Genomic DNA, 21,591 nt, shown 5'->3' with positions numbered 1-21,591 from the left:
TTTATTATCGGCTTGGGTCTTTTTTGGCTGACCCGATGTTATTGATACTTATATTCTCAGATTTTTTTCATTGCGAAAGATTCCTTAATTATTTTTTTAGATTTACTTTTCTGTCTTATTATCAATGTTTGCGAATTTTTGTATACTTAGGGCTGATGGAGGCTCCTAAGGCTTCTGATACCCAGACTTCAAAGTTTCTCACGGGGTGAGTACGCAGTAGTTCTACATCTGGATGAATCATCGGTTCGACTAGGATGGTGAACATACCTAAGCGATTACCCGCTAAGACATCGGTAAATAAGCGATCGCCTACCATCCCTACTTGATGTACTGGTAAATTCATCGCTCTGAGTGCGGCTCTAATTTTGCGTCGTGAAGGTTTAACTGCACCCAGGTAGTAAGGTAAGTTTAAAGAACGCGCAATTCCGCCAATCCGCATTTCGCTTAAGTTATTACTCACCAACCATAAGACGGTATGGGCGCGGATTTGTTCTACCCATTCGCGTAATTCTGGCGAAACTGCGCCAACTTTCATCGGTACTAAAGTTTCATCTACATCCAGCACCAATCCCTTCAATCCATATTGCTGGATAATGTCTGGTGTTAAGGTTAAAATTGAACCCGCCAAAATCAAGTCAGGCTGCAAAAGGTTATTCCAAGCCATATTTTCGAGTTAAGGATGTGATAATTTACTAAAGAATAAGTAAATACTGTTTTACTTTGTAAATTTCTACAACAAATAATTTATATTTTGTCATAAATAACAAAGCACACTTGTGCTATGATAACTTTTCACAAAATACAAATACCTAGTTTTTTTAGAATATAGCTTGCCTGGTAACCTTGCCAAGCAGTAATTTATTCTCTGATTTTAAATAAATGCGATCGCTTCAGGAATAAGGTGATGGGAATAAAAAAAGCGATCGCAAATGTTAGGGCTGGGATAATCCCAAACCTATGACTGATGCGATGGTTAAATTTGCCTAACCAGCCAACATATATTCCTTAATTATTGCCAAAAAAGTTTTTTTCGCAATTTATATAGCTGTAGCCAGATAGATTAAGACATCAAGCTAAGATAAAACCTTGACAATAAAAGGCTTTTAAACCAGTCAACAGTCAACAGTCAACAGTCAACAGCTATCATTCAGGAATTTAATTATTTTTTGCTATCTATCATTCAACTTCATTAAACAAATGTTCTTCTAGCAATGGTTGTACCTTGCGGAATTCCTCTGGAGAAAGGAGGTGCGGCTGTCCATTTTTAGCGATTCGGGCAAAAAATAACAGGGGATCGAGGGGGGTGTAAATGGCGTATTCCTGCTCTTCATCGTAGAATCTAGCTAGAAGTTGTAACTGCTCTGGTTCTAAATCTGCTTCATCATCCTCAATTTCTAAAGTGAAGAGTTCAGATTCTTCTACAGGGGGTAAATCACCAGAGACGGTGAGAGCATAAGCAGTATTTTTTAAGATTAAATTCTGCTCGGATAAGACAGCTTGGGCTGTAGGAAAAATCTTATCAATTGTGAGATCGTCTTCTACCAGAACAGCTTCTTCTTCCTCATCTTCACCTTGCCAAGCAAAAATTTCTACAGGTGAATCGACGGGTAGTAGTAAAACATATTCTTGCCCATCTACTTCCAGGGAATGCTCAATATAACAATCGAGATTGCGCCCTTTTTCGTCAGTTAAACTGATGGAGCCAGTGCGATCGTTATCGTTGTCGTCGGAAAATGGAGAAGAAAACATAGCCGAGGTGTGGAAACTTTTTTTATAACTACCAGCAAATGTGAAATTTGCATTTGCTCAACTATTTAATGAAATATATCTCAATAAACAGGTTGAGTTTTATATACAACTGCCGGGTAACAGTTTTCAGAATATCATGTTAAAAGGTATCAATACTCAACAGCTACCGCCGAACTGCGAGATTGAGCGCGGCGAGTATCCAGCCATTGTTGCAAAATTAAGGCGGCGGCTTTTCTGTCAATTAAGGCTTTGTGGCGTGATGGCGAGCGATTTTCCGCTTTGAGCAATTCCTCTGCTTGATATGAGGTTAATCGCTCATCCACATATTCCATCGGTAAATTGAGCGCTTTCGCCAGCCTATTAGCTAACTTTTGCACGTGACGGGCTTGAAAGCCTAAGGAGCCATCCATCGAATAAGGTAACCCAATTACTAGCACCTGCACTTGGCGCTCCTCAACGATTTGTTTGAGTTGCTCCACATCTTGGGCAAAAGATGCGCGTTCAATGGTGGCGATCCCCGTAGCGATTAAGCCGGTACCATCACAACCTGCTACGCCAATGCGCTTGCGCCCTAAATCTAATCCTAATGCTGAAATCAATGGCTATGGTTGCTCCTAAGGTATGACTTACTGCTGTTGCTGTGTATCTGCTGATTCTGGCGGGGAAGATGCTTCGATATTCGCGGGTTTATTACCAAAAGCGGGAGGTTCAGATTTTGTGGGTAATGAGATATCATGCGATCGCTGTTGGAGTTGTTGCGTCCATGACATACCCCCTGGGATCGGTTTACGTGCAGGTTGTAAGCCTTGCAATACTTCCGGCCATTGAATTCCCTCTAAAGAGACAAATTTCGACTCCCTTAGTTTATGCCAAACCGAGCGCGACATGATTAGAGTATGTTCTATTCGTTTAGCACCAATACGTTCTAAATACTCTTCTCGCTCTGGTTGATAATCAGAAGAAGCCAGTTGCAAGCCTTGCTGGGGAAAATCTTGGACAATCCGCGCTAATTGCGACAGCAACTCAGGATATAGCCAAGTATAGGCGGGGTGAACTGTCAGCGTGGCGATGTGGGGGGTAATTCCCTGGCGATCTAGTTGCACCTGAAAATGTCCAATCGCGGCTTTGCGTTGGGGTTCAAATACGTAACCACTGACTACTTCGGTTTTTGTCACCCATTGCTTCACAGCATCGCTTAAGGCTCCAAACAAACTTGTTTTGAAGTCGCGGGTATTGCGATCGAACACCTGACGCACCAAAGGCGGCATAGATGCTGTATCTAGTTGATAGAGCAATTGGGCATCCGCATTACTAATTGGCAGCAAATTCGGTAAATCTGGTTCAGCGTGAGCCAATTCGGTTAATAATTGGGGTTCAATTTCCCAATAAGTCATTTCCGCTAGACGCTGAAATCCATTTTGCCGATATAGTGCTAGCGCCTCTAAATCGTTGACATTAACTTCCAGTACCCAAGTACGCGCCTCAACAATCGACTCAAAGCAATGGCGTAAAAGCTGGGAACCAGTTACTTGCTTGTCAGTAGCTCGGTCAAGGATTACCTTATCAACCCGCCAAGTACTGCGCGTGCGGTTAAACGGCGATACTTGAATCATCCCTAAGAGCGATCGCCCTTGCTCTGCCACATAGGAACAAAACAGGTATTGTAACGGGTTAGGGAACCAACTTAAAAATTTCAAAAAGCCATACCAGCGTCGCAGCCATTGCATTTGGCGCGTGGCAGAACCTGCTCCTTTAGGGGTTTGGGCTGCGAATGACTCTTGAGTTAGGCGTTCGATCCCGTCCAGATCCCGGTATTGGACTGGTCGAATGATAACGCTGAGATTTCGAGGAAGTAATGAAGTCATTTTAGTTTCGAGCCGCCATTAAGCCTTAATTAACTGCTCTTGCTGAGTAAGTGCTGTAATAATAATATTAGCGGCTTTCCGCCATTTGCTAGCTATCCAAAAGAGCGATCTTCTTAAAGAAATACGTAAATTAAATAAAAAAAGCAGATTTGATGATAACACTCATAGCATTAATCAACAATATCTGCTTTAATTCTACGTAAATTTTAATTTAAGATTTAGATAATTTACAAACCTTGGCGAGAAGCCAACTTTTCAAAGTGTGCTTGGGTTTGATGCAGTAATTGATCTCGGCTATCTTCAAGATTTTGCTTCAGGGGTGGAACCAGATTGCGAGCTTGTAAAGTCATGTGTAGCTGGAGGTGGGCTACATACTCGCTAAAATCTTCATTGACTACACTTGTGTCTGTTAAGAGATTTGATTCCATTGCCACTGGTATTCTCCTTTAATTAGTCGGGTGCAGTGTTTTCCATAAAACAAAACCTATCACGTTGTTTTGCCCTACTTTTTATTTTGCAATGAAGTGTAATGGTTCTTTGGAATAGGGGCTAGGGGTTAGGGGCTAGGGGCTAGGGAGAGCAGAGGGGCAGGGGGCAGGGAGCAGGGGGGAGCAATAGCAAATGACAATTGACAATTGACTCTTGACTCTTGACTCTTGACTCTTGACTCTTGACTCTTGCCCAATGCCCAATGCCCTATTTATTATGCCTCGTCTAAAGCAGCGATACCGGGTAGTACTTTGCCTTCGAGTAACTCCAAGCTAGCGCCGCCGCCGGTGGAGATGTGGCTCATTTGCTCGGCTAAACCGACTTTTTCTACAGCCGCTACAGAGTCGCCGCCGCCGATGATGGTGGTAGCGCCTGTTTTGCCAATTTCTGCTAAAGTATGAGCGATCGCTTCTGTACCCTTAGCAAATTGATCAAACTCAAATACACCCATAGGGCCGTTCCAAACCACTGATTTGCAATCTGCAAGAGCTTCTTGGAACACTTTAACTGAGTCTGGGCCAATATCTAAACCCATACCACCATCGGGGATATTTTCGATGCTGACGGTTTCCGCATTAGCATCAGGCGCAAACTTATCGGCTACGACTACATCTGTAGGTAACAGGAAAGTAACACCGCGTTCTTTGGCTTTAGCTTCTAAAGATTTTGCTAGTTCTAGCTTGTCTTCTTCAACCAGAGACTTACCAACACTCAAACCACGGGCTTTGTAGAATGTGAAAATCATCCCACCGCCGATGATGAGCTTGTCGCATTTCTCTAGCAGGGTTTCAATAACGCCAATTTTGCTAGAAACTTTAGAACCACCGATAATTGCTGCCAAAGGACGTTGGGGACTTTCAATCGCGCTTTGCAGATATTGCAATTCCTTTTCCACCAAATATCCAGCCACAGAAGGGCTGAGGAATTTAGTTACACCTTCAGTAGAAGCGTGGGCGCGGTGTGCAGTACCAAACGCATCATTGACATAAAAATCGGCATTAGCTGCCAGTTTTTGCGCAAATTCTGGGTCGTTCTTTTCTTCTTCCTTGTAGAAGCGGACGTTTTCTAACAACAGCACTTGGCCATTTTCTAAAGCCGCAACTTTAGCAGCTACTTCATCACCGATAGAATCATCAGTTTTTACCACTTCTTGTCCCAGTAATTCCGACAGACGTTTAGCTACTGGAGTCAAACGCAATTTGTCATCCACACCTTTAGGACGACCAAAATGGCTTGCTAGAATTACCTTAGCGCCCTTCTGCGTTAAATCTTGGATGGTTGGCAAAGCTGCCCGAATCCGAGTGTCGTCTGTGATGTTACCGTTATCATCAACAGGCACGTTAAAGTCCACCCGTACTAAGGCACGTTTACCAGATATCTCAGCCGCAGATAAATTTGCTAAAGTTTTTTTGGACACAGCCAGACCCTCCCGATCGCCTTTTTGTTATTGTTTTGAAAGTATAACCATCCAGATTTTACCGGAGACTGGGGTACGCAGGTGAGAGATATGTTCAAGACAGTTTTATTTCCCATCGATCAAAGTCGCGAAGCCAGGGAAGCAGCTGATGTGGTTACCAACGTTGTCCAAAAATATGGTAGTCGTTTGGTAATACTATCCGTGGTGGAAGAACCAACTGCAGAAGCGCCCAGCGCCGATCCTATGGTGTCACCGGAGGTAGTTGCAAAATTACTCGAAAGTGCCCGCGCCTTATTTGAGCAACAAGGAATTCCCGCCGAAGTTCTGGAGAAGCAAGGAAAACCAGCTTTTACCATTTGTGATGTGGCTGACGAAATTGGGGCAGATTTAATTATTATGGGTTGTCGCGGTTTAGGTTTAACTGAAGAAGGTGCAACAGATAGTGTCACTACCCGCGTGATTAATCTTTCACCTTGTCCAGTTTTGATTGTGCCGTAATGGGGCATTGGGCATTGGGCATGGGGCATTGGGCATTGGGCATGGGGCATTGGGCAAGAGTCAATTGTCAATTGTCATTTGCTATTGCTCCCCCTGCTTCCTGCCCCTCTGCTCCCTGCTCCCTGCTCCCTGCCCCCCTGCTCCCTGCTTATCTGGATGATTAATCATGTGTCAAACCGGGCGCATCCTGTTAATTGTTGATGATTCCCCAGAAGACCGGGAACTTTATCGGCGCTATTTACGGCGCGATCGCGAATATGCTTACAATATTTTCGAGGCGGAACTGGGGCGACAAGGGTTAGAGCTATGGCAGCAGCACCAAATCGATGTGGTGTTACTTGACTATCGATTACCCGATTTAGATGGGCTGGAATTTCTCAATCGCTTACAATCTTTGACACAAAAGCCTTGCTTACCAGTAATTATGGTAACTGGGCAGGGTAATGAGGCGATCGCAGTCCAGGCGATGAAAGCCGGCGCACAAGATTATCTGGTGAAGGAGCAAATTACCCCAGAAGGGTTACAACTGGCGGTAAATGGCGCAATTGAAGCTGTGCAGTTACGCACGCAATTGCAACAGCGTATTGAACGAGAGCGTTTAGTCTGGCAAATTACTCAAAAACTCCATCAATCCCTCGATTTAGCAGAAATTTGGCAAACAACTGTGTCCCAGGTGCGGCAGTTTCTCCAGACTGACCGGGTTTTGATTTTCCGCTTGCAGTCCGATGGCTGGGGTACAGTAGTGACGGAATCTGTTGGTGCAGGTTGGATTTCCCTGCTTTCTACTTCACTACATGATCCTTGTCTCAATGAAGACTATGTGGAATATTTCCGTCAGGGACAAGTGACACAGAAAGCAGATATTTACGATGGTAGTATTGATATCTGTCACGTTGAACTGTTAAAAAAGTTACAAGTTAGGGCGAACCTAGTAGTCCCAATTTTACAAAATGGTAAATTGTGGGGGATGTTAATCGCCCATCATTGCCAAGCTCCCCGACAATGGCAAGCCTTAGAAGTTGAGTTACTCACAGAATTAGCTACTCAAGTAGGTATTGCTATCCAACAAGCGGAACTTTATCAACAGGCGCAGAATGAACTAGCGGAACGCAGACGAACTGAAGTAGCTTTGCGCCAAAGTGAAGAACGCTTCCGCCAGCTAGCAGAAAATATTCAGGCGGTATTTTGGGTAACTGAACTCCCAGACCGCCGAATTAGCTACGTTAGCCCAGCTTATAACCGCCTTTGGGGATTGGACGCCCAAGAGTTATATGATAATCAACAAAACTGGGTGAATTTCTTACATCCAGAAGACCGTGAAGCCACAGAGAGAGCATTTGAAGCGAAAGCGGCTGCGGGGCGATTTGACGAAGAGTATCGGATTGTTTTACCTAATGGTAGGGTGTGCTGGGTACGCGATCGCTGTTTTCCCATTCGCGATGATTCAGGTAAAGTATATCGGCTTACAGGTATTGCTGAGGATATTACTGAACGCAAACGCCAAGAACTTAACGAGCGATTTATCAATGAGCTAGAAGGGCGGCTGCGACAACTCACAGATGCTCAAGCAATGGTGTGGGAAACTCTCAGCAGTCTCGGTACATATTTCCAAGTGAATCGCTGTACCTGGATCGAGATTGATTGGCAACAGGGTCTAATTAATATCGAGGGAGATTGGTGCCCAAATGGCCCTAGTATGGCTGGTGCTTATTCCTTGTCGGATTATATCACCCCAGAATTTCAAGCCACCTTTGCTGCTGGTAAGTTTGCCGCGATTGAAGACATAACTCAAGACCCCCGCACCGCCGCTTTTGCTAGCAATTATGAGCCATATCACGTGAGAGCCTTTGCCAGCGTTCCTGGTATTTATCAGGGGCAGTGGGTAGCAAGTTTGACGCTTTATTCGGAAATACCACGAGTGTGGCGCGATGATGAAATAGCACTGTTGCAAGCAACTTGGGCGCGCGTCTGGGCGTTAATTGAACAAACCCGCGCGGTTCAAGCATTACGCGCCAGTGAAACCCGCTTTCGCACCTCGGTGGAAACGATGTTAGACTGCTTTGGGATTTACCAGGCTGTACGCAACAACCAAGGCGAAATTGTTGATTTTCGGGTAGATTATGTCAATAATGCCGCCTGCATCCACAATGAGATGACTTGCGAGGAGTTATTGCCCGGATATAATGACCGCAGCTTATTTCATGAATATTGTCAGGTAGTAGAGACTGGGCGATCGCTCATTAAAGATGATTTGGTTTATGCAGAAGAATCCGGACAAAAGCGCTTAATCAGAGCATTTGATATCCGCGTTGCAAAATTTGCTGATGGTTTTATTGCTACTTGGCGCAATATTAGCGATCGCAAACTCTCAGAGCAAGCCCTAGAAGAAAGCCGAGAACGTTTTCGCTTGGTAACTAACGCTGTCAATGGTTTGGTATTTGACTGGAACTTAAAAACCAACGAAGTCTATCGTTCCGAAAAACTCTTCGATTTGGTGGGTTTTCACCCGGAAGATGTCCCCGCTAGCGCTAGTTGGTGGCAAGAATTAGTCGATCCCGCAGATGTTGCCCGTTTACAACCACTAGTACCCAAATTATTTGGCAGTTCCCAACATCTTTATGAAGGTGAATATCGCGTGCGCCACAAAAATGGGCATTGGGTAAATGTGTGGGAACGGGGTTGTTTAATTCGCGACGAGCAAGGACAGGTAATTCGGGTAGTCGGCTCTACGGTGGATATTAGCGATCGCAAACAAGCAGAAGCAGCATTACGCCAAAGCGAAGAACGCTATCGTTGTTTAGCAGAACTAATTCCCCAATTAGTTTGGACAGCTAACGCTCAAGGAGCCTTACTTGATGTCAATAAACGTTGGTTGGAGTTTACAGGATTAACCATAGAACAAGCCCGCACCGTTGGCTGGAAAGAAGTTGTGCATCCCGAAGATGTACCTGTGATGGCGCAAAAGTGGTTAGAGTCTGTAAAAAAGAATACTCCCTATCAAGCCCAAGGTCGGATGCGGCGAGCAGATGGGGTATATCGCTGGCACTTACACCAAGCAGTTGGGCAAAAGAATGAGCAAGGTGAAATTATCAAATGGTTTGGGACGGCAACAGATATTGAAGCTCAAAAACAACTAGAAATTGAACGCGATCGCTTATTACAATTAGAGCAAACAGCTAGAGTAGAAGCCGAACGCGCCAACCGCATTAAAGATGAATTTTTAGCAATTTTATCTCACGAATTGCGATCGCCCCTGAACCCAATTTTAGGTTGGGCAACGCTCTTACAAACACGCAAATTAGACGAAACCAAAACCCAACAAGCCCTAGCCAGTATTGAACGCAACGCCAAGCTGCAAACCCAACTAATTGATGATTTGCTAGATATAGCCAAAATTTTGCGCGGTAAACTCAGTATGAATGCCACTCCCGTCAATCTCGCATTTGTAATTGAAGCCGCGATTGACACCATGCGCACCGCAGCCGTTGCCAAATCCATTTTGTTATATCCCGTATTATCACCAGTAGGGAGAGTATCGGGTGATGCTGCTAGAATTCAGCAAATTGTATGGAATCTGTTATCTAACGCCATCAAATTTACCCCCAACAACGGACGGGTAGACATTCGCCTAGAAAAAGTTGACAACTTTGCCCAAATTACAGTCAGCGATACAGGTAAAGGCATCAACCCCGAATTTCTCCCCCATATCTTTGAGTCTTTCCGTCAAGAAGATGCTTCCACTACGCGCCAGTATGGAGGATTGGGTTTAGGATTAGCGATCGTTCGTTCTCTAGTAGAAGCGCATGGGGGAACGATTTGGGCAGAAAGCCAAGGTGAGGGAAAGGGCGCAAAATTTACAGTCCAATTACCCTTACTAGATATTGATCTGCAAAAAAGCCAGCCTTGTCAATCAACCAAGCAACCAGCAGATATTACCGGGGTTCGCATCTTATTGGTTGATGACGAACCAGATACCCGTGAATTATGCAGCACCCTGCTGACTCAATACGGTGCCGAAGTTCTCACCGTCACCTCTGCTACCGAAGTTTTAGCCGCCCTGGAATCCTTTCAACCAAATGTGTTAGTCAGCGATATTGGTATGCCTGAAGTTGATGGTTATACCCTCATCCAAAAGATTCGTTCTTTACCAAATGAAAAAGGCGGGCAAATTCCCGCGATCGCGCTCACAGCCTACGCCAGAATAGAAGATCGGCAACGTTCTCTACTCGCCGGCTTTCAACAGCATATTTCTAAACCCATTGATGTTGAAGAATTGTTACAAGTCATATTTGACATTATGTGTAATGGGGTTGACTGTTGACGGTTGACTGTTAACTGTTGACTGTTGACTGTTGACTGTTGACCATTGACTATTGACATTACCCAAAACCTTCTTTCCTAAAGCTAAACAAATCGCATCGTTTTGTGGGGTATGAATGCGGCTGCAAAGTACATCACGGTAATGTCTTTCTAAGGGGTTATGGCGCGATAAACCAGGATTGCCGATTAATGATAATCCTGTTTCTACAGCCCGAATCGCATTAGATGTAGTGATATATTTAACAGTCTGCGCCTGTAAACCTACGCTGCTGTCATAATTTCCGCCATCCATATCATTGGCTAAACCGTAAATTAGGCGATCGCTTGCATACAATAACGCTTCAATTTCCCCCATCGCTGTTTGAAAGCGGGGTAAAGTGGCTAAACTCGTGCCTAAATTACTAGGCGATCGCTCGTTTAAATAACCTACTAGCCAATCTCGCGCTGCTTTGGCTACGCCTTGATATAATGCACTCAACCATAGACTATTAAGCGCTAATTGCAAGGGATCGGCAGATGACCAAGCCGATAATGGACGCACATCCAAAGCATAATCTCTAGGAATTAAGACATTTTCTAAAATTAGGTCGTGGCTACCAGTCGCCCGCATTCCCAAATGATCCCAAGTGTCTTGAATGCAGACACCAGCAAGATTACGGGGTACGAGAAAATTACCTACACGGGGTTCTGCTTCTGTAGTGCGTGCCCAAACTACAAAGTAACTTAAAATTGGGCTACCTGTAGTGTATATTTTATGACCATTTAATAGCCAACCATCAGCAGTATATTCCGCAGTCGTTGCTGGTAATCCGCCCCTTGCTGGCGTACCTAATTCCGGTTCCACACGCGCCGCATTTAATAAAGCGATACCTGCTACCGATTCCGCACACAACCGTTGATAAATCGCTTCCGGCCAGCGTCGATTACGTCCAGCATTAGCATGTTGTAAATAATGCATCGTTAATACTAATGCCGTAGCTGCATCCCCAGATGCGATCGCTTCAATTACCCGACAAACAGTAGCAAATCCCACACCTTGTCCGCCAAACTCTTGGGGAATCGTCAAATTCAAGAGTTGTGCTTGCTGAAGGGCGGCGAAATTTTCAAAAGGAAAAGAACCTTCGCGATCGTGAATTGCGACGCGAGTCGCAAAATCAGCAGCCAAAGCAGCGACACGCAAAAATAAATCACTGCTAGATATGACTGGAGATGTATTAACTGTGACCATATTTACTTCTGTTGTGTCAGCAAAGGATGGTTGAGCAGATATCTTTATGTAATATATCTGTTATTGTTTCGTTAGATTTAGGACTTATGCAATAACTCTCTTAAACTCTTATTCTCTTGAAATTGTACAGACGCGATTCATCGCGTCTCTAACAAATGACAAATAACAATTGTACAGAAGCGATTCATGGCGTCTCTAATAATTATGAAAAAACTAATTAACAACCCAGAAGACTTTGTCCGAGAAAGCTTACAAGGTATGGCTGCGGCTCATAGCGATTTAATTCAAGTGAGTTACGATCCTACTTTTGTTTATCGAGCCGATGCACCAGTACAGGGAAAAGTAGCCATTATTTCTGGTGGTGGTAGCGGACACGAGCCGATGCACGGGGGTTTTGTGGGACGGGGAATGTTAGATGCAGCTTGTCCGGGAGAGGTTTTCACTTCACCCACGCCCGATCAAATGTTAGCAGCAGCCCAGCAAGTAAATGGCGGGGCTGGTATCCTTTATATCGTCAAAAATTATAGCGGCGATGTGATGAACTTTGAAATGGCGACGGAATTAGCCCGCAGTGAGGGTATCCGGGTGCTGAATATTTTGATTGATGATGATGTGGCGGTGAAGGATAGCCTTTATACTCAGGGCAGGCGGGGTGTAGGCACAACAGTATTAGCAGAAAAAATTTGCGGTGCAGCAGCAGAACAGGGTTACGATTTGCCGCAAATTGCCGATTTATGCCGTCGGGTAAACTTGCATGGACGGAGTATGGGAATTGCCTTGAGTTCTTGTACAGTACCCGCTAAAGGTTCACCAACATTTACATTAAGCGATCGCGAATTAGAAATTGGTATCGGCATACATGGCGAACCCGGTAGAGAACGCATTCTCTTACAATCCGCAGATGAGATTACCGAAATTTTGACGCGATCGCTCATTGAAGATACAGGCTATCACCGTACAGTCAGGGAATGGGATGAAAATCAAGGCGAATGGGTAGATGTAGAATTAACAGATCCACCATTGCAAACAGGCGATCGCATTTTAGCATTCGTCAATGGTATGGGTGGTACTCCCCTTTCTGAACTATATCTGGTCTATCGCCAACTAGCACAAATCTGCGCCCAGCAGGGATTGCAAATCGTCCGCAATCTTATCGGCTCTTATATGACATCTTTAGAAATGCAAGGATGCTCAATTACCCTATTAAAATTAGATGATGAAATGCTCCGGCTATGGGATGCACCAGTTAAAACACCAAGCTTACGCTGGGGAATTTAGGGGACAGCGATCGCGCTAACGATTTTTTGATAAAGTGATGCTTTGTCAACGCTCTTCACCTCTATGTCGTCCCAGGTATCGCTCCCCCAATCGCTTCAGAAAGACCTACCGCTCACCGCTCTTGCGCCTATGCAGGATGTGACAAATCTCTGGTTTATGAAGGTGATTGCCCACTATGGTAGTCCTGACTACTTCTTTACTGAGTATTTCCGCGTCAATGATACCTCACGGCTCAATCGTCACATTTTGGCAGCAATCACCGAAAACGACACCGATCGCCCGGTTTTTGCGCAAATGATTGGCGAAAGCATTCCCGACTTAGTCAGAACAGCAAAGGAACTCTGCGGCTATAATATCGCGGGAGTTGACTTGAATATGGGCTGTCCAGCACCGCGAATCTATCGCAAAAATGTTGGGGGTGGATTGCTGCGAGAACCAGAAAAAGTGGAGCGGATTTTGGGAGAACTGCGACAAGCAGTCAACGATCGCCCTTTAACTGTCAAAATGCGCGTAGGCTTTGAAAATACAGATAACTTTGACAAAATCCTAGATATCATCAATCGCCACAGCATTGATTTGCTCTCTTTGCATGGTCGCACGGTGAAAGATATGTACCACGGGGTAGTGAAATATGATTTGATTGCCGAAGCGGTGAGAAGAGTTGATTGTCCAGTGCTGGCTAATGGCAATATTAACTCGGCGACAACAGCTATGGAAGTGCTGTCTCAAACAGGGGCTGCGGGTGTAATGGTGGGACGCTGGGCCATCGGGAATCCTTGGATTTTTCATCAAATTCGCCAGGTTTTGCGAGGAGAAGCGATCGCGCCCGTTCCTTTAGTAGAGGTACGCAACTATATTGATCGTTTATGGCAAACGCCCACAGCGTCAACTATGCCAATGCGATCGCGCGTAGGCTACTTGAAAATGTTCCTTAACTATATTGCCCTGAGTGTTGACGCTGAAGGTCATTTCCTGCGGCTGATGCGACAAACCCAAACCGAGGTAGAACTGTTTAACCTGTGCGATCGCTTTCTCCTGACTGATATTACGAAAACTTTAGCTTTAGCACCCTACGCAGGCGTTCCCTAAAAGCAAAACTAGGTGGAACAGTGTACTAGGGTCGCTTATCGAAGCCGCTATACAGCACCAAAGCACGCCCGTTTGCAGTCATTCTGCTAGGAATATCGTTTCTTTTGAGGATTTTGGTATTACTACCCCTTGTTTCTTCAACCCAAATTTCATAAGTGTCTTTATCAAAATATGCTTCGCCTACTCCAGCAAAACTAGCACTAGCATTATTGATTCTGAACAGGGGAACTTTTGGATCTTCTTTAGAAGTGGCATAAATCAATGCACCTAAAAGTTCAGTCAAGCCGCCATTGGCAGTTTCAATTTTTGTTTGAGCTTTCTCGGTTTTCATGCCCAAAATCCACAGTTTAGCGCCATTATTCACCACATTAGTTGCTGAACCACCTTCAGGATTAATCTGGCGTGCCCAAATGCTTTGCTTGGGGTTGAGAAATCTCAGTTGTCCCATACTTGCATCATCAATGAACAGATCCCCAGTACCTTGACTTTCTAAATCAAGGTGCATCATACTGCGGAAAACTACAGTGCGATTAGCAATACTTTTCCACTTGAGCTTGGATTTATATCCTACAAAAAAGTTTTCGACAATCAACGTTGGTTGGTTACCATTATCTGCAACTATCTCCCCATCACCCTCAATGATTCCGCCAGTACTGAGAAATCTTTGTACTTTTCCTCTGAGTTTTAGGGAACCGTCGATTGTAAACCTACCCTTATTTGGCACAAAGACAGTAGTTGCACCAGAATCGATGGCGGCTTGAAAAGCTGCTGTATCATCCTTTTTATCTTTGGGATTTGCGCCAAATTTCTCCACACTTGCCCAATTTTTGCGATCGTCCCATTCCAGCTTAGGAAATTGCTTAATTGGTAGTTGTAAAGAACGCTCTGGTGAAGGAAAGTTAGAGAGGATAGGACGGGAAGTAAATTCATCTACAGCCGCATTTTTGAGATTTTTTTCGGCTTTACGGGCATTGCTGGTGAAAATGTTTCTATAGCCTGAAGATGTTACATTTCTGGCATAGACAAACCCCGCCGAAGAAATTGCCACAGTCTTGTTTGCTTTACCACGACCAATGAGTTTGGCATTCACCAGAGTTAATATACTACCTGGCTCGTTACCTTTATGAGGATTTTTGCCATTAATAATTGCAGGTACAGAATTAAAACTACTGAAACCCTCAAGACTCATTACCTGTCCGCCATTGTAAATACCTGCGCGTTTTTGGTCGCGGACTGTAATATTTTGCAATGTCACGCTATTAATCCCGTTATTTGTCAGGATTCCGTTGTCAAATCCAACAATTTCCACATCTTCTATTAACAGCGGCCCAATTTCGCCATGAGTTAATGCTAAACCTGTTGTTCCCTGTCCGTCAGGAGAGATAATTTTTACACTGCGAACTGCGCCTTGATTATTAGCAGCAAAATTGAGTCCTTCTGCTCCCGGATTTTTATTCCCGATATTAATAGTCAGATTTCTGACTGAATTACTAAAGCGTTGCGCTATCTTACTGGCTCGGAAATCTTCAGATTTAGGATTTTCATCGGGATCAAAACCTGTAGATACTACTGGCCTTGGTTTTTGGGGATTTTGAAAATTAGGAGAGTTATCTTGGAGTTGAATAATTACCCCTTCTGTGCTTTGTCCTTGGAGTATAGTTCGCTTGTAATCAGAGCGGAAACGCTTACCTTTAGGCCAGTAGAGGGAATTTGAGATGTTATAAACCCCATTGGGTAAATAAATTACTCTGCTACCAGCAGGATACCGACTCAGCGCTTTTTGAATAGCTGCGGTATCATCTTGACTATCGTTGGGTATGGCTCCATATTCTGGTGCAGTTACATCAACGACAGTTGCATTTTCTGGATAAACAATATTTTCTTTAACTGATGTGACTGCTGCACCTAAAGCAACAATCTTACTTTCACTAGTTTGGCTGGACTGAGCGCAAGTAGTAGTTAAAAAAGCGATTAAAAATAATAAAGGGAGTAGTTTTAAGAATAATGCCCGAGGACGAATCATAAAATGCATACTCTCTTGGCTAATTGCTACTTCCTACTCTTACACGAACTTCATCAACATAGCCGTACAAATTCGGATATATTGCGGCGTTACCTTATTTAATATTACCAAACTCAACAGAGGCGATAAATGGTCAGTCAAGAGCAGATTTTGCAATGGTTACAGCTATTTGCTAGGGAAATAGAGCAAAATAAAGCATATCTAACCGAATTAGACGCGGCGATTGGGGATGCTGACCATGGTATTAATATGGATCGTGGGTTTAAAAAAGCGATCGCTCAATTACCAACCGTTGCTGACAAAGACATCGGTAGCATTTTCAAAGCCGTGAGCATGACCTTAATTTCTACTATTGGCGGTGCTAGCGGCCCCCTTTATGGTACTTGGTTTCTCCGTGCAAGTACAGAGGTTGCAGGTAAGCAAGAACTAAACGAGCAAGATTTACTGCAATTACTGCAATCTGGTTTAAATGGCGTACTTAGCCGTGGTAAAGCTCAATTAGGAGACAAGACCATGATAGATGTCTTATCTCCTGCCGTAGTAGCTTTTGCACAAGTTGTCAATGCAGGTGGAGATACAGTCACAGCTTTGCAACAAGCAGTAACCGCCGCCGAACAGGGAATGAAAAATACTACACCGATGTTAGCCAAAAAAGGACGCGCCAGTTACTTAGGAGAACGCAGTATTGGACACCAAGATCCCGGCGCTACTTCTGCTTATTTGCTGTTGAAATGTTTGTTAGTGGTGGTCAATGGTCAATAGAGACGCGATTCATCGCGTCTGTACAATTTTCTGCCTTGTCCTCCTTGTCCCCCTTGTCCCCTGTTATTCAACTAAAATATCCGGTGTTGCAACGAAGGCATTTGCCGACGGACTTGTTCTAGACGAGTGGGTTTGATTTCCGCGATCGCAATTCCTGGTTGTTCGCCAGCATCAGCTAAAATTACCCCCCAAGGATCGATAATCGTGGCATGTCCGTGGGTTTGGCGTCTGGCGTAATGGGTACCAGTTTGCGCGGGAGCAATCACGTAACAGGTGTTTTCAATTGCTCTGGCTTGGAGTAATGTTTGCCAATGATCTTTCCCCGTGAAGGCAGTAAAAGCCGCAGGTACAAAAATTACATCTGCGCCTTTATCTGCGAGATGGCGATACAATTCAGGAAAGCGAACATCGTAACAAATAGACAATCCTAAATTACCTAACTTTTCGGAAAAATATACAGGTGGCAGTTGCTTCCCAGACATGACTGTACTAGATTCTTGATAGGTATTACCATCAGGTACATTGACATCAAATAAATGTACTTTATGATATCTAGCAACTTCTTGTCCGTTAGGGTCAACGAGTATAGTGGTGTTGTAAAATTTGCCTGTATTTTCTACAAGCACGGGAAAGCTACCGCCCAGAATAGTCACTTGAAAACGCTGGGCCATTTTTTTGAGAAATATTTCGCTTTCACGGGCGATCGCCTCTGCTTGGGCAAGTTTGTCTTTTTCCTCTCCCATAAAAGAAAAGTTTTCCGGCAAACCTACTAATTCAGCACCTCGACGCACGGCAAGATCAATTAATTCTTCTGCTTGTGCCAAATTTTTTTGTAAATTGGGCACGCTAGTTAACTGGATAGCAGCTGCTAAATAAGGCTTCATAGCTTCGACAACAAACAATGAATTGTGCGAGGTAGATTCCAACTATATCGTTACTTAAAGAACTGGGGAACTCCGTTAGACCAACAATAGGGTTGTTTTTCTTTAAGCAGCTGATGATACTTATCGCCTCAGATCAATCTTGCTATGGGATCTGGGAATTTGAACAGGTTTCAAGCTAGGTTGTTATCAAATGTTGATAAATGCGATCTCCTGTGGATACCTCTGCTCTCGTTCATACTTTTATTGCTGTATTTGTCTTAGCGGATGCGATCGGTAATATACCGATAGTGCTGATTTTAACTAAAGGGATGACACCGGAGGAAAGAAACAAAGTCATAGATAAAGCGATGGTGGTAGCGATCGCAGTTTTATTACTGTTTGCTTTTGCTGGGCAACTAATTTTGGATTATTTAGAAATCAGCATGGCATCTTTGCGCGTAGCTGGAGGACTATTATTACTGTTAATTTCTTTGCAAATGTTACGCGGCGAATTAGATACACCGATTACCGAAGAAGGACGGGATGTAGCAATTACTCCCCTAGCTTTGCCCTTATTAGCCGGGCCTGGTACCTTAACAACAGTCATGTTATTTATGTCAAAATCTCCCAGTTCGCCTATCAGTGTATTGTTAGGTATGGTTGCCGCAATGTTCATTAGTTGGGTAATTTTGCGTCTAGGAACCTACATTGACAAATGGATTGGTGCTGAAGGTGCAGTAATAGTGACTCAGCTTTTCGGATTTCTCTTAGCCGCGCTGGCGATAGAAATTGGTAGTACGGGAATTCGCGAGTTGTTCTTTCCGTAATCAACTCAGCGAACTGCAAACAATAAATTATTTTGCTGCATCTTCATTGTTACTTCTCAAGCAACAATGATTTTGCAATGACGCCCTCAATCCTTTTCCCTAGACCCTATTTTGTCCAATTGCGTAAAATCATCCGGTAACTATGGCAATATTACTGCAATTCGTCAGAGTGAGGAGGAAAATTCTAGGATGAATCCAGCGCTAGTAGGTTGGGTTGAACGAAGTGAAACCCAACAAATCGCCGAAAATGTTGGGTTTCGTTCCTCAACCCAACCTACACGGTTTAAGGTTTTTGATGCTAACTGAACGGTATTGCCTAATAAATTATTTTGCTGCATCTTCATTGTTACTTCTCAAGCAACAATGATTTTGCAATGACGCCCTCAATCCTTTTCCCTAGAACCTATTTTGTCCAATTGCGTAAAATTATCCGGTAACTATGGCAATATTACTGCAATTCGTCAGAGTGAGGAGGAAAATTACAGGATGAATCCAGTGCGATCGCTACTACAAGTATTTGGTAGCCGTAAAATGGCGGCTTTATTATTTCTCGGCTTTGCATCGGGGTTACCGTTACTTTTAATCGGTAACACTTTAAAGGCATGGATGACTGTAGAACAGGTAGATTTGGCGGCTATTGGCTGGTTTAGCCTCGCTAGTTTACCTTATTCATTAAAGTTTCTTTGGTCACCATTTCTTGACAGATTTACTGTCCCCTGGTTAGGGCGGCGACGGGGTTGGTTAATTTTGACTCAGTTGGCGTTAATAGTTGCGATCGCAATTATGGCTTTCCAGCAACCGAAACAAGCTTTACAGCTGCTAGCTATTAACGCCATAGTAATTGCTTTTTTAAGTGCAACTCAAGATATTGCCGCAGATGCTTACCGCACCGACGTTTTAGAAAAATTAGAAATGGGTGCAGGTGCAGCAGTATTTATTTTGGGTTATCGCATCGCCTTGTTAGTCGCAGGTGCTTTAGCCTTAATCCTTGCCGATCGCATTCCCTGGTCATCGGTTTATTTATTGATGGCAGGTACAATGGCATTGGGGATTTTAGCCACCTTGTTTGCACCAGAACCGACAGAAACTAGCCCTCCCGCTTCATTATCAGAAGCCGTAATTTTACCTTTTGGTGAATTTTTCCAACGCCAGGGAGTCCTTCAAGGGTTTTTGATGCTGGTATTTATTACCCTGTACAAATTGGGTGATGCTTTACTGAGTAACATGACCACGCCGTTTTTGCTACAAGTTGGTTTTACTAAAACCGACATCGGCGCGATTCAAGTAGGTATGGGATTAATTGCTACCATAGTTGGGGCGTTGGCTGGGGGAGCAATTTTAAGTAGAATCGGTATCAATCGGTCGCTCTGGGTGTTTGGAATTCTACAGGCTGTAAGTAATTTCGCTTACTTAGCTGTAGCTTATACAGGTAAAAGTTATCAAGCTATGGTGCTGGCTATTAATATAGAACAGTTCTGTGGGGGTTTAGGCACAGCAGCTTTTGTGGCATTCTTAATGAGTCTGTGTAACCAGAAATTTTCTGCCACCCAATATGCTTTACTTTCTAGTTTAATGGCTGTTAGTCGTGATATTCTGGCTTCTCCCGGTGGAGCGATCGCCCAAAACACAGGTTGGCCATTATTTTTTATCATTACCATTGTGGCAGCTGTTCCCGGACTGTTGCTATTACCAATATTTGCCCCCTGGAACCCAAAACCAGCAACAATGACAAGACCAGGACTTGAGGAAGAAGAGGATTTATGGGAAACCAAGTAGTAATTATTGTCGGCACGTTTATCCTCTTACTGACTGGCCTATTACTAGGCTACGTTCTCTCCCAATTAGTATTAGGATTTTTAGGCTTTAACCTCCTAACTTTTTTGGGCACACTCAGTCTGATTCTGATTTTTGGCACCCTGTATTACGTTCTATTTTGGCAGCTGCGCCGAGAACAAATGCAATCACAAGCATTCAATCCCGCACTATCCAACCAAACCGAGGCATTTTCCTACGAAAACGACCTCAAAAATAGATTAATTGCTCGCTTAGATGGTGACATCAACACTGCTGAACAGTTAATAGAGCAAGCTAGGCAAAATAATCCAGGGATGTCTGAAGATTGGTATATCCAGAAAGCAATTGATGATTTTGATAGCGATCGCGAATAACTTCTGTTGGTAAATCCCAGAACATCGCTAAAATAAATCAAGCAAACGTTACAAATCTACAACTATTAAATTGTTCGCTGTTGATGGTTCACAGTCAACAGTCAACAGTCAACAGTCAACCGTCAACATCCCTAGCTCCTTCTCACCCCAATTATGGCTATTTTTCGTCAATACATTGCCCCTTTGCTGGTAGTGCTAGTATTTATCCTGGCTTTAGTAGCCGTTAGCGCCCGCATCTTTTTACCTTCAGATATGGCAGCGCCAGCACCCATTGAAGAAGTTGGAGTAATTTTTACCCAACATCACTCATTCAGCTAAATATAAAGTCAGTCAATCAAGTCTTGCCCAATGCCCAATGCCCAATGCCCAATGCCCCAAAATGCCTGAACAACTGCTACCAGGGTATAGTATTCGCCTTGGCTCCGTCTTAAATCGGGCGTTACTAGTCAAATTCATGCAACGGAGCTACCAAGATATCTTTCCCTCTGAAGATTTTTCTCACCTAGCGCAAACCGTCGAGCAATATTTCTCTAGTAAAACCCCCTTGTGGTGGGTAGATGAAGAAAAAGGAGCAGAGGTGGACTTCGACTCCGCTCAGTCCCCAGGGAGCAGAGGAGAATTTTCTCCCTTGTCTCCCTTGTCCCCCTTGTCTCCCTTGTCTTCCCCCTCCCCCGTCGCTTGTCTTTGGGTAGGAAACGCCATCGATCAAATTAGTGGTAGCCGCCATGCGCATATTTTTCTGTTGTACGTTGTTCCCGAACATCGGCGACGGGGTATTGGTACAGCTTTGATGAAATATTTAGAAAACTGGGCAACTCAAAGAGGCGATCGCCAAATTGGGTTACAAGTATTTCAATCTAACCAAGCCGCTTTGAATCTTTACGATCAACTTGGCTATCATACCCAATCCCTGTGGATGGTAAAATCACTCAATATAGAAAAATAAACTAGTGCAGCATGGCATGAATACTTAGGCAGTTAAAATGTGACTAAAAAGTAGCTTTTATAGACATAC

The 21,591-nt window shown here is 44.0% G+C and carries 19 protein-coding genes; 10 read left to right on the top strand and 9 right to left on the bottom strand.

From position 1 onward, the window contains the following. Nucleotides 1–121: 121 nt before the first annotated feature. The 6 genes from H6G08_RS05760 to H6G08_RS05735 form a co-directional block, all read right to left on the bottom strand. Nucleotides 122–664 carry a YqeG family HAD IIIA-type phosphatase gene (locus H6G08_RS05760; protein ID WP_190539527.1) on the bottom strand — a complete coding sequence of 181 codons (543 nt, stop codon included), beginning with the start codon at nucleotides 662–664 and terminating at the stop codon, nucleotides 122–124. Between the two features lie 512 nt (nucleotides 665–1,176). After that, nucleotides 1,177–1,749, bottom strand: a complete 573-nt coding sequence (locus H6G08_RS05755) for a DUF3727 domain-containing protein (protein WP_190539525.1) — start codon at nucleotides 1,747–1,749, stop codon at nucleotides 1,177–1,179. Nucleotides 1,750–1,898: 149 nt separating this feature from the next. After that, nucleotides 1,899–2,348, bottom strand: a complete 450-nt coding sequence (gene ruvX / locus H6G08_RS05750; protein WP_190539523.1) for a Holliday junction resolvase RuvX — start codon at nucleotides 2,346–2,348, stop codon at nucleotides 1,899–1,901. Between the two features lie 27 nt (nucleotides 2,349–2,375). Next, nucleotides 2,376–3,614, bottom strand: coding sequence for a GNAT family N-acetyltransferase (locus tag H6G08_RS05745; protein ID WP_190539521.1), 1,239 nt, complete (start codon nucleotides 3,612–3,614; stop codon nucleotides 2,376–2,378). Nucleotides 3,615–3,841: 227 nt separating this feature from the next. Then, nucleotides 3,842–4,042 (bottom strand): hypothetical protein, encoded by a 201-nt coding sequence (locus H6G08_RS05740; protein ID WP_190539582.1) that lies wholly within the window; start codon nucleotides 4,040–4,042, stop codon nucleotides 3,842–3,844. Nucleotides 4,043–4,317: 275 nt separating this feature from the next. Continuing rightward, the gene (locus H6G08_RS05735) at nucleotides 4,318–5,520 is read right to left on the bottom strand and encodes a phosphoglycerate kinase (protein ID WP_190539520.1); all 1,203 of its coding nucleotides are present in this window, start codon (nucleotides 5,518–5,520) and stop codon (nucleotides 4,318–4,320) included. Between the two features lie 90 nt (nucleotides 5,521–5,610). On the opposite strand from H6G08_RS05735, the gene H6G08_RS05730 reads away from it, so the two are divergent. Then, nucleotides 5,611–6,018 carry a universal stress protein gene (locus tag H6G08_RS05730; protein ID WP_190539518.1) on the top strand — a complete coding sequence of 136 codons (408 nt, stop codon included), beginning with the start codon at nucleotides 5,611–5,613 and terminating at the stop codon, nucleotides 6,016–6,018. Nucleotides 6,019–6,184: 166 nt separating this feature from the next. Next, nucleotides 6,185–10,339: a PAS domain-containing protein gene (locus tag H6G08_RS37365; protein ID WP_242046080.1), complete on the top strand. Its 4,155-nt coding sequence runs from the start codon at nucleotides 6,185–6,187 to the stop codon at nucleotides 10,337–10,339. Here the strand turns inward: H6G08_RS37365 and H6G08_RS05710 are convergent. After that, the gene (locus H6G08_RS05710; protein ID WP_190539516.1) at nucleotides 10,295–11,566 is read right to left on the bottom strand and encodes an acyl-CoA dehydrogenase family protein; all 1,272 of its coding nucleotides are present in this window, start codon (nucleotides 11,564–11,566) and stop codon (nucleotides 10,295–10,297) included. The two genes, H6G08_RS37365 and H6G08_RS05710, sit on opposite strands and share 45 nt — an antisense overlap. A gap of 204 nt (nucleotides 11,567–11,770) precedes the next feature. On the opposite strand from H6G08_RS05710, the gene dhaK reads away from it, so the two are divergent. Both dhaK and H6G08_RS05700 read left to right on the top strand, forming a co-directional pair. Next, on the top strand, nucleotides 11,771–12,844 hold the full coding sequence (gene dhaK / locus H6G08_RS05705) for a dihydroxyacetone kinase subunit DhaK (RefSeq protein ID WP_190539514.1): 1,074 nt from the start codon (nucleotides 11,771–11,773) through the stop codon (nucleotides 12,842–12,844). A 63-nt stretch (nucleotides 12,845–12,907) separates the two neighbouring features. Further along, nucleotides 12,908–13,933, top strand: coding sequence for a tRNA-dihydrouridine synthase family protein (locus H6G08_RS05700; protein ID WP_190539512.1), 1,026 nt, complete (start codon nucleotides 12,908–12,910; stop codon nucleotides 13,931–13,933). Nucleotides 13,934–13,958: 25 nt separating this feature from the next. Here the strand turns inward: H6G08_RS05700 and H6G08_RS05695 are convergent, their stop codons facing one another. Then, nucleotides 13,959–15,956 carry a glycosyl hydrolase family 28-related protein gene (locus tag H6G08_RS05695; protein WP_190539509.1) on the bottom strand — a complete coding sequence of 666 codons (1,998 nt, stop codon included), beginning with the start codon at nucleotides 15,954–15,956 and terminating at the stop codon, nucleotides 13,959–13,961. Between the two features lie 129 nt (nucleotides 15,957–16,085). Here H6G08_RS05695 and dhaL point away from each other — a divergent pair, with 129 nt between their 5' ends. Then, complete coding sequence (gene dhaL, locus H6G08_RS05690) at nucleotides 16,086–16,718, top strand: dihydroxyacetone kinase subunit DhaL (RefSeq protein WP_190539507.1); 633 nt, start codon at nucleotides 16,086–16,088, stop codon at nucleotides 16,716–16,718. Between the two features lie 71 nt (nucleotides 16,719–16,789). On the opposite strand, the gene H6G08_RS05685 is transcribed toward dhaL, so the two are convergent. Next, entirely contained in the window at nucleotides 16,790–17,602 is an 813-nt protein-coding gene (locus H6G08_RS05685; RefSeq protein ID WP_190539505.1) for a carbon-nitrogen hydrolase family protein, read from the bottom strand. A 212-nt stretch (nucleotides 17,603–17,814) separates the two neighbouring features. Here H6G08_RS05685 and H6G08_RS05680 point away from each other — a divergent pair, with 212 nt between their 5' ends. The 5 genes from H6G08_RS05680 (at nucleotide 17,815) to H6G08_RS05655 (ending at nucleotide 21,522) form a co-directional block, all read left to right on the top strand. Continuing rightward, nucleotides 17,815–18,408, top strand: coding sequence for a MarC family protein (locus tag H6G08_RS05680; protein ID WP_190539578.1), 594 nt, complete (start codon nucleotides 17,815–17,817; stop codon nucleotides 18,406–18,408). A gap of 486 nt (nucleotides 18,409–18,894) precedes the next feature. Next, nucleotides 18,895–20,184 (top strand): AmpG family muropeptide MFS transporter, encoded by a 1,290-nt coding sequence (locus tag H6G08_RS05670; protein WP_190539576.1) that lies wholly within the window; start codon nucleotides 18,895–18,897, stop codon nucleotides 20,182–20,184. Then, on the top strand, nucleotides 20,169–20,576 hold the full coding sequence (locus H6G08_RS05665; RefSeq protein ID WP_190539501.1) for an ABC transporter permease: 408 nt from the start codon (nucleotides 20,169–20,171) through the stop codon (nucleotides 20,574–20,576). The genes H6G08_RS05670 and H6G08_RS05665 overlap by 16 nt, the downstream gene beginning before the upstream one ends. A 153-nt stretch (nucleotides 20,577–20,729) precedes the next feature. Continuing rightward, entirely contained in the window at nucleotides 20,730–20,894 is a 165-nt protein-coding gene (locus H6G08_RS05660; protein WP_190539499.1) for a DUF8624 family small hydrophobic protein, read from the top strand. 37 nt (nucleotides 20,895–20,931) lie between these two features. Continuing rightward, nucleotides 20,932–21,522 (top strand): GNAT family N-acetyltransferase, encoded by a 591-nt coding sequence (locus H6G08_RS05655; RefSeq protein WP_242046079.1) that lies wholly within the window; start codon nucleotides 20,932–20,934, stop codon nucleotides 21,520–21,522. Nucleotides 21,523–21,591: the final 69 nt, after the last annotated feature.

The sequence above is a fragment of the Calothrix anomala FACHB-343 genome, assembly GCF_014696435.1.
In the GTDB taxonomy this organism is placed as follows: domain Bacteria; phylum Cyanobacteriota; class Cyanobacteriia; order Cyanobacteriales; family Nostocaceae; genus Aulosira; species Aulosira anomala_A.
Note: the sequence above shows the minus strand (reverse complement) of the source record. Positions and strands in the feature narration are given on the sequence as shown.

Bases quoted from the DNA above. Each gene is read 5' to 3' on its own strand.
- H6G08_RS05760 (WP_190539527.1), bottom strand. From the start codon at position 664: ATGGCTTGGAATAACCTTTTGCAGCCTGACTTGATTTTGGCGGGTTCA.
- H6G08_RS05755 (WP_190539525.1), bottom strand. From the start codon at position 1,749: ATGTTTTCTTCTCCATTTTCCGACGACAACGATAACGATCGCACTGGC.
- H6G08_RS05745 (WP_190539521.1), bottom strand. From the start codon at position 3,614: ATGACTTCATTACTTCCTCGAAATCTCAGCGTTATCATTCGACCAGTC.
- H6G08_RS05740 (WP_190539582.1), bottom strand. From the start codon at position 4,042: ATGGAATCAAATCTCTTAACAGACACAAGTGTAGTCAATGAAGATTTT.
- H6G08_RS05730 (WP_190539518.1), top strand. From the start codon at position 5,611: ATGTTCAAGACAGTTTTATTTCCCATCGATCAAAGTCGCGAAGCCAGG.
- H6G08_RS37365 (WP_242046080.1), top strand. From the start codon at position 6,185: ATGTGTCAAACCGGGCGCATCCTGTTAATTGTTGATGATTCCCCAGAA.
- H6G08_RS05710 (WP_190539516.1), bottom strand. From the start codon at position 11,566: ATGGTCACAGTTAATACATCTCCAGTCATATCTAGCAGTGATTTATTT.
- dhaK (WP_190539514.1), top strand. From the start codon at position 11,771: ATGAAAAAACTAATTAACAACCCAGAAGACTTTGTCCGAGAAAGCTTA.
- H6G08_RS05700 (WP_190539512.1), top strand. From the start codon at position 12,908: ATGTCGTCCCAGGTATCGCTCCCCCAATCGCTTCAGAAAGACCTACCG.
- H6G08_RS05695 (WP_190539509.1), bottom strand. From the start codon at position 15,956: ATGATTCGTCCTCGGGCATTATTCTTAAAACTACTCCCTTTATTATTT.
- dhaL (WP_190539507.1), top strand. From the start codon at position 16,086: ATGGTCAGTCAAGAGCAGATTTTGCAATGGTTACAGCTATTTGCTAGG.
- H6G08_RS05685 (WP_190539505.1), bottom strand. From the start codon at position 17,602: ATGAAGCCTTATTTAGCAGCTGCTATCCAGTTAACTAGCGTGCCCAAT.
- H6G08_RS05670 (WP_190539576.1), top strand. From the start codon at position 18,895: ATGAATCCAGTGCGATCGCTACTACAAGTATTTGGTAGCCGTAAAATG.
- H6G08_RS05665 (WP_190539501.1), top strand. From the start codon at position 20,169: ATGGGAAACCAAGTAGTAATTATTGTCGGCACGTTTATCCTCTTACTG.
- H6G08_RS05660 (WP_190539499.1), top strand. From the start codon at position 20,730: ATGGCTATTTTTCGTCAATACATTGCCCCTTTGCTGGTAGTGCTAGTA.
- H6G08_RS05655 (WP_242046079.1), top strand. From the start codon at position 20,932: ATGCCCAATGCCCAATGCCCCAAAATGCCTGAACAACTGCTACCAGGG.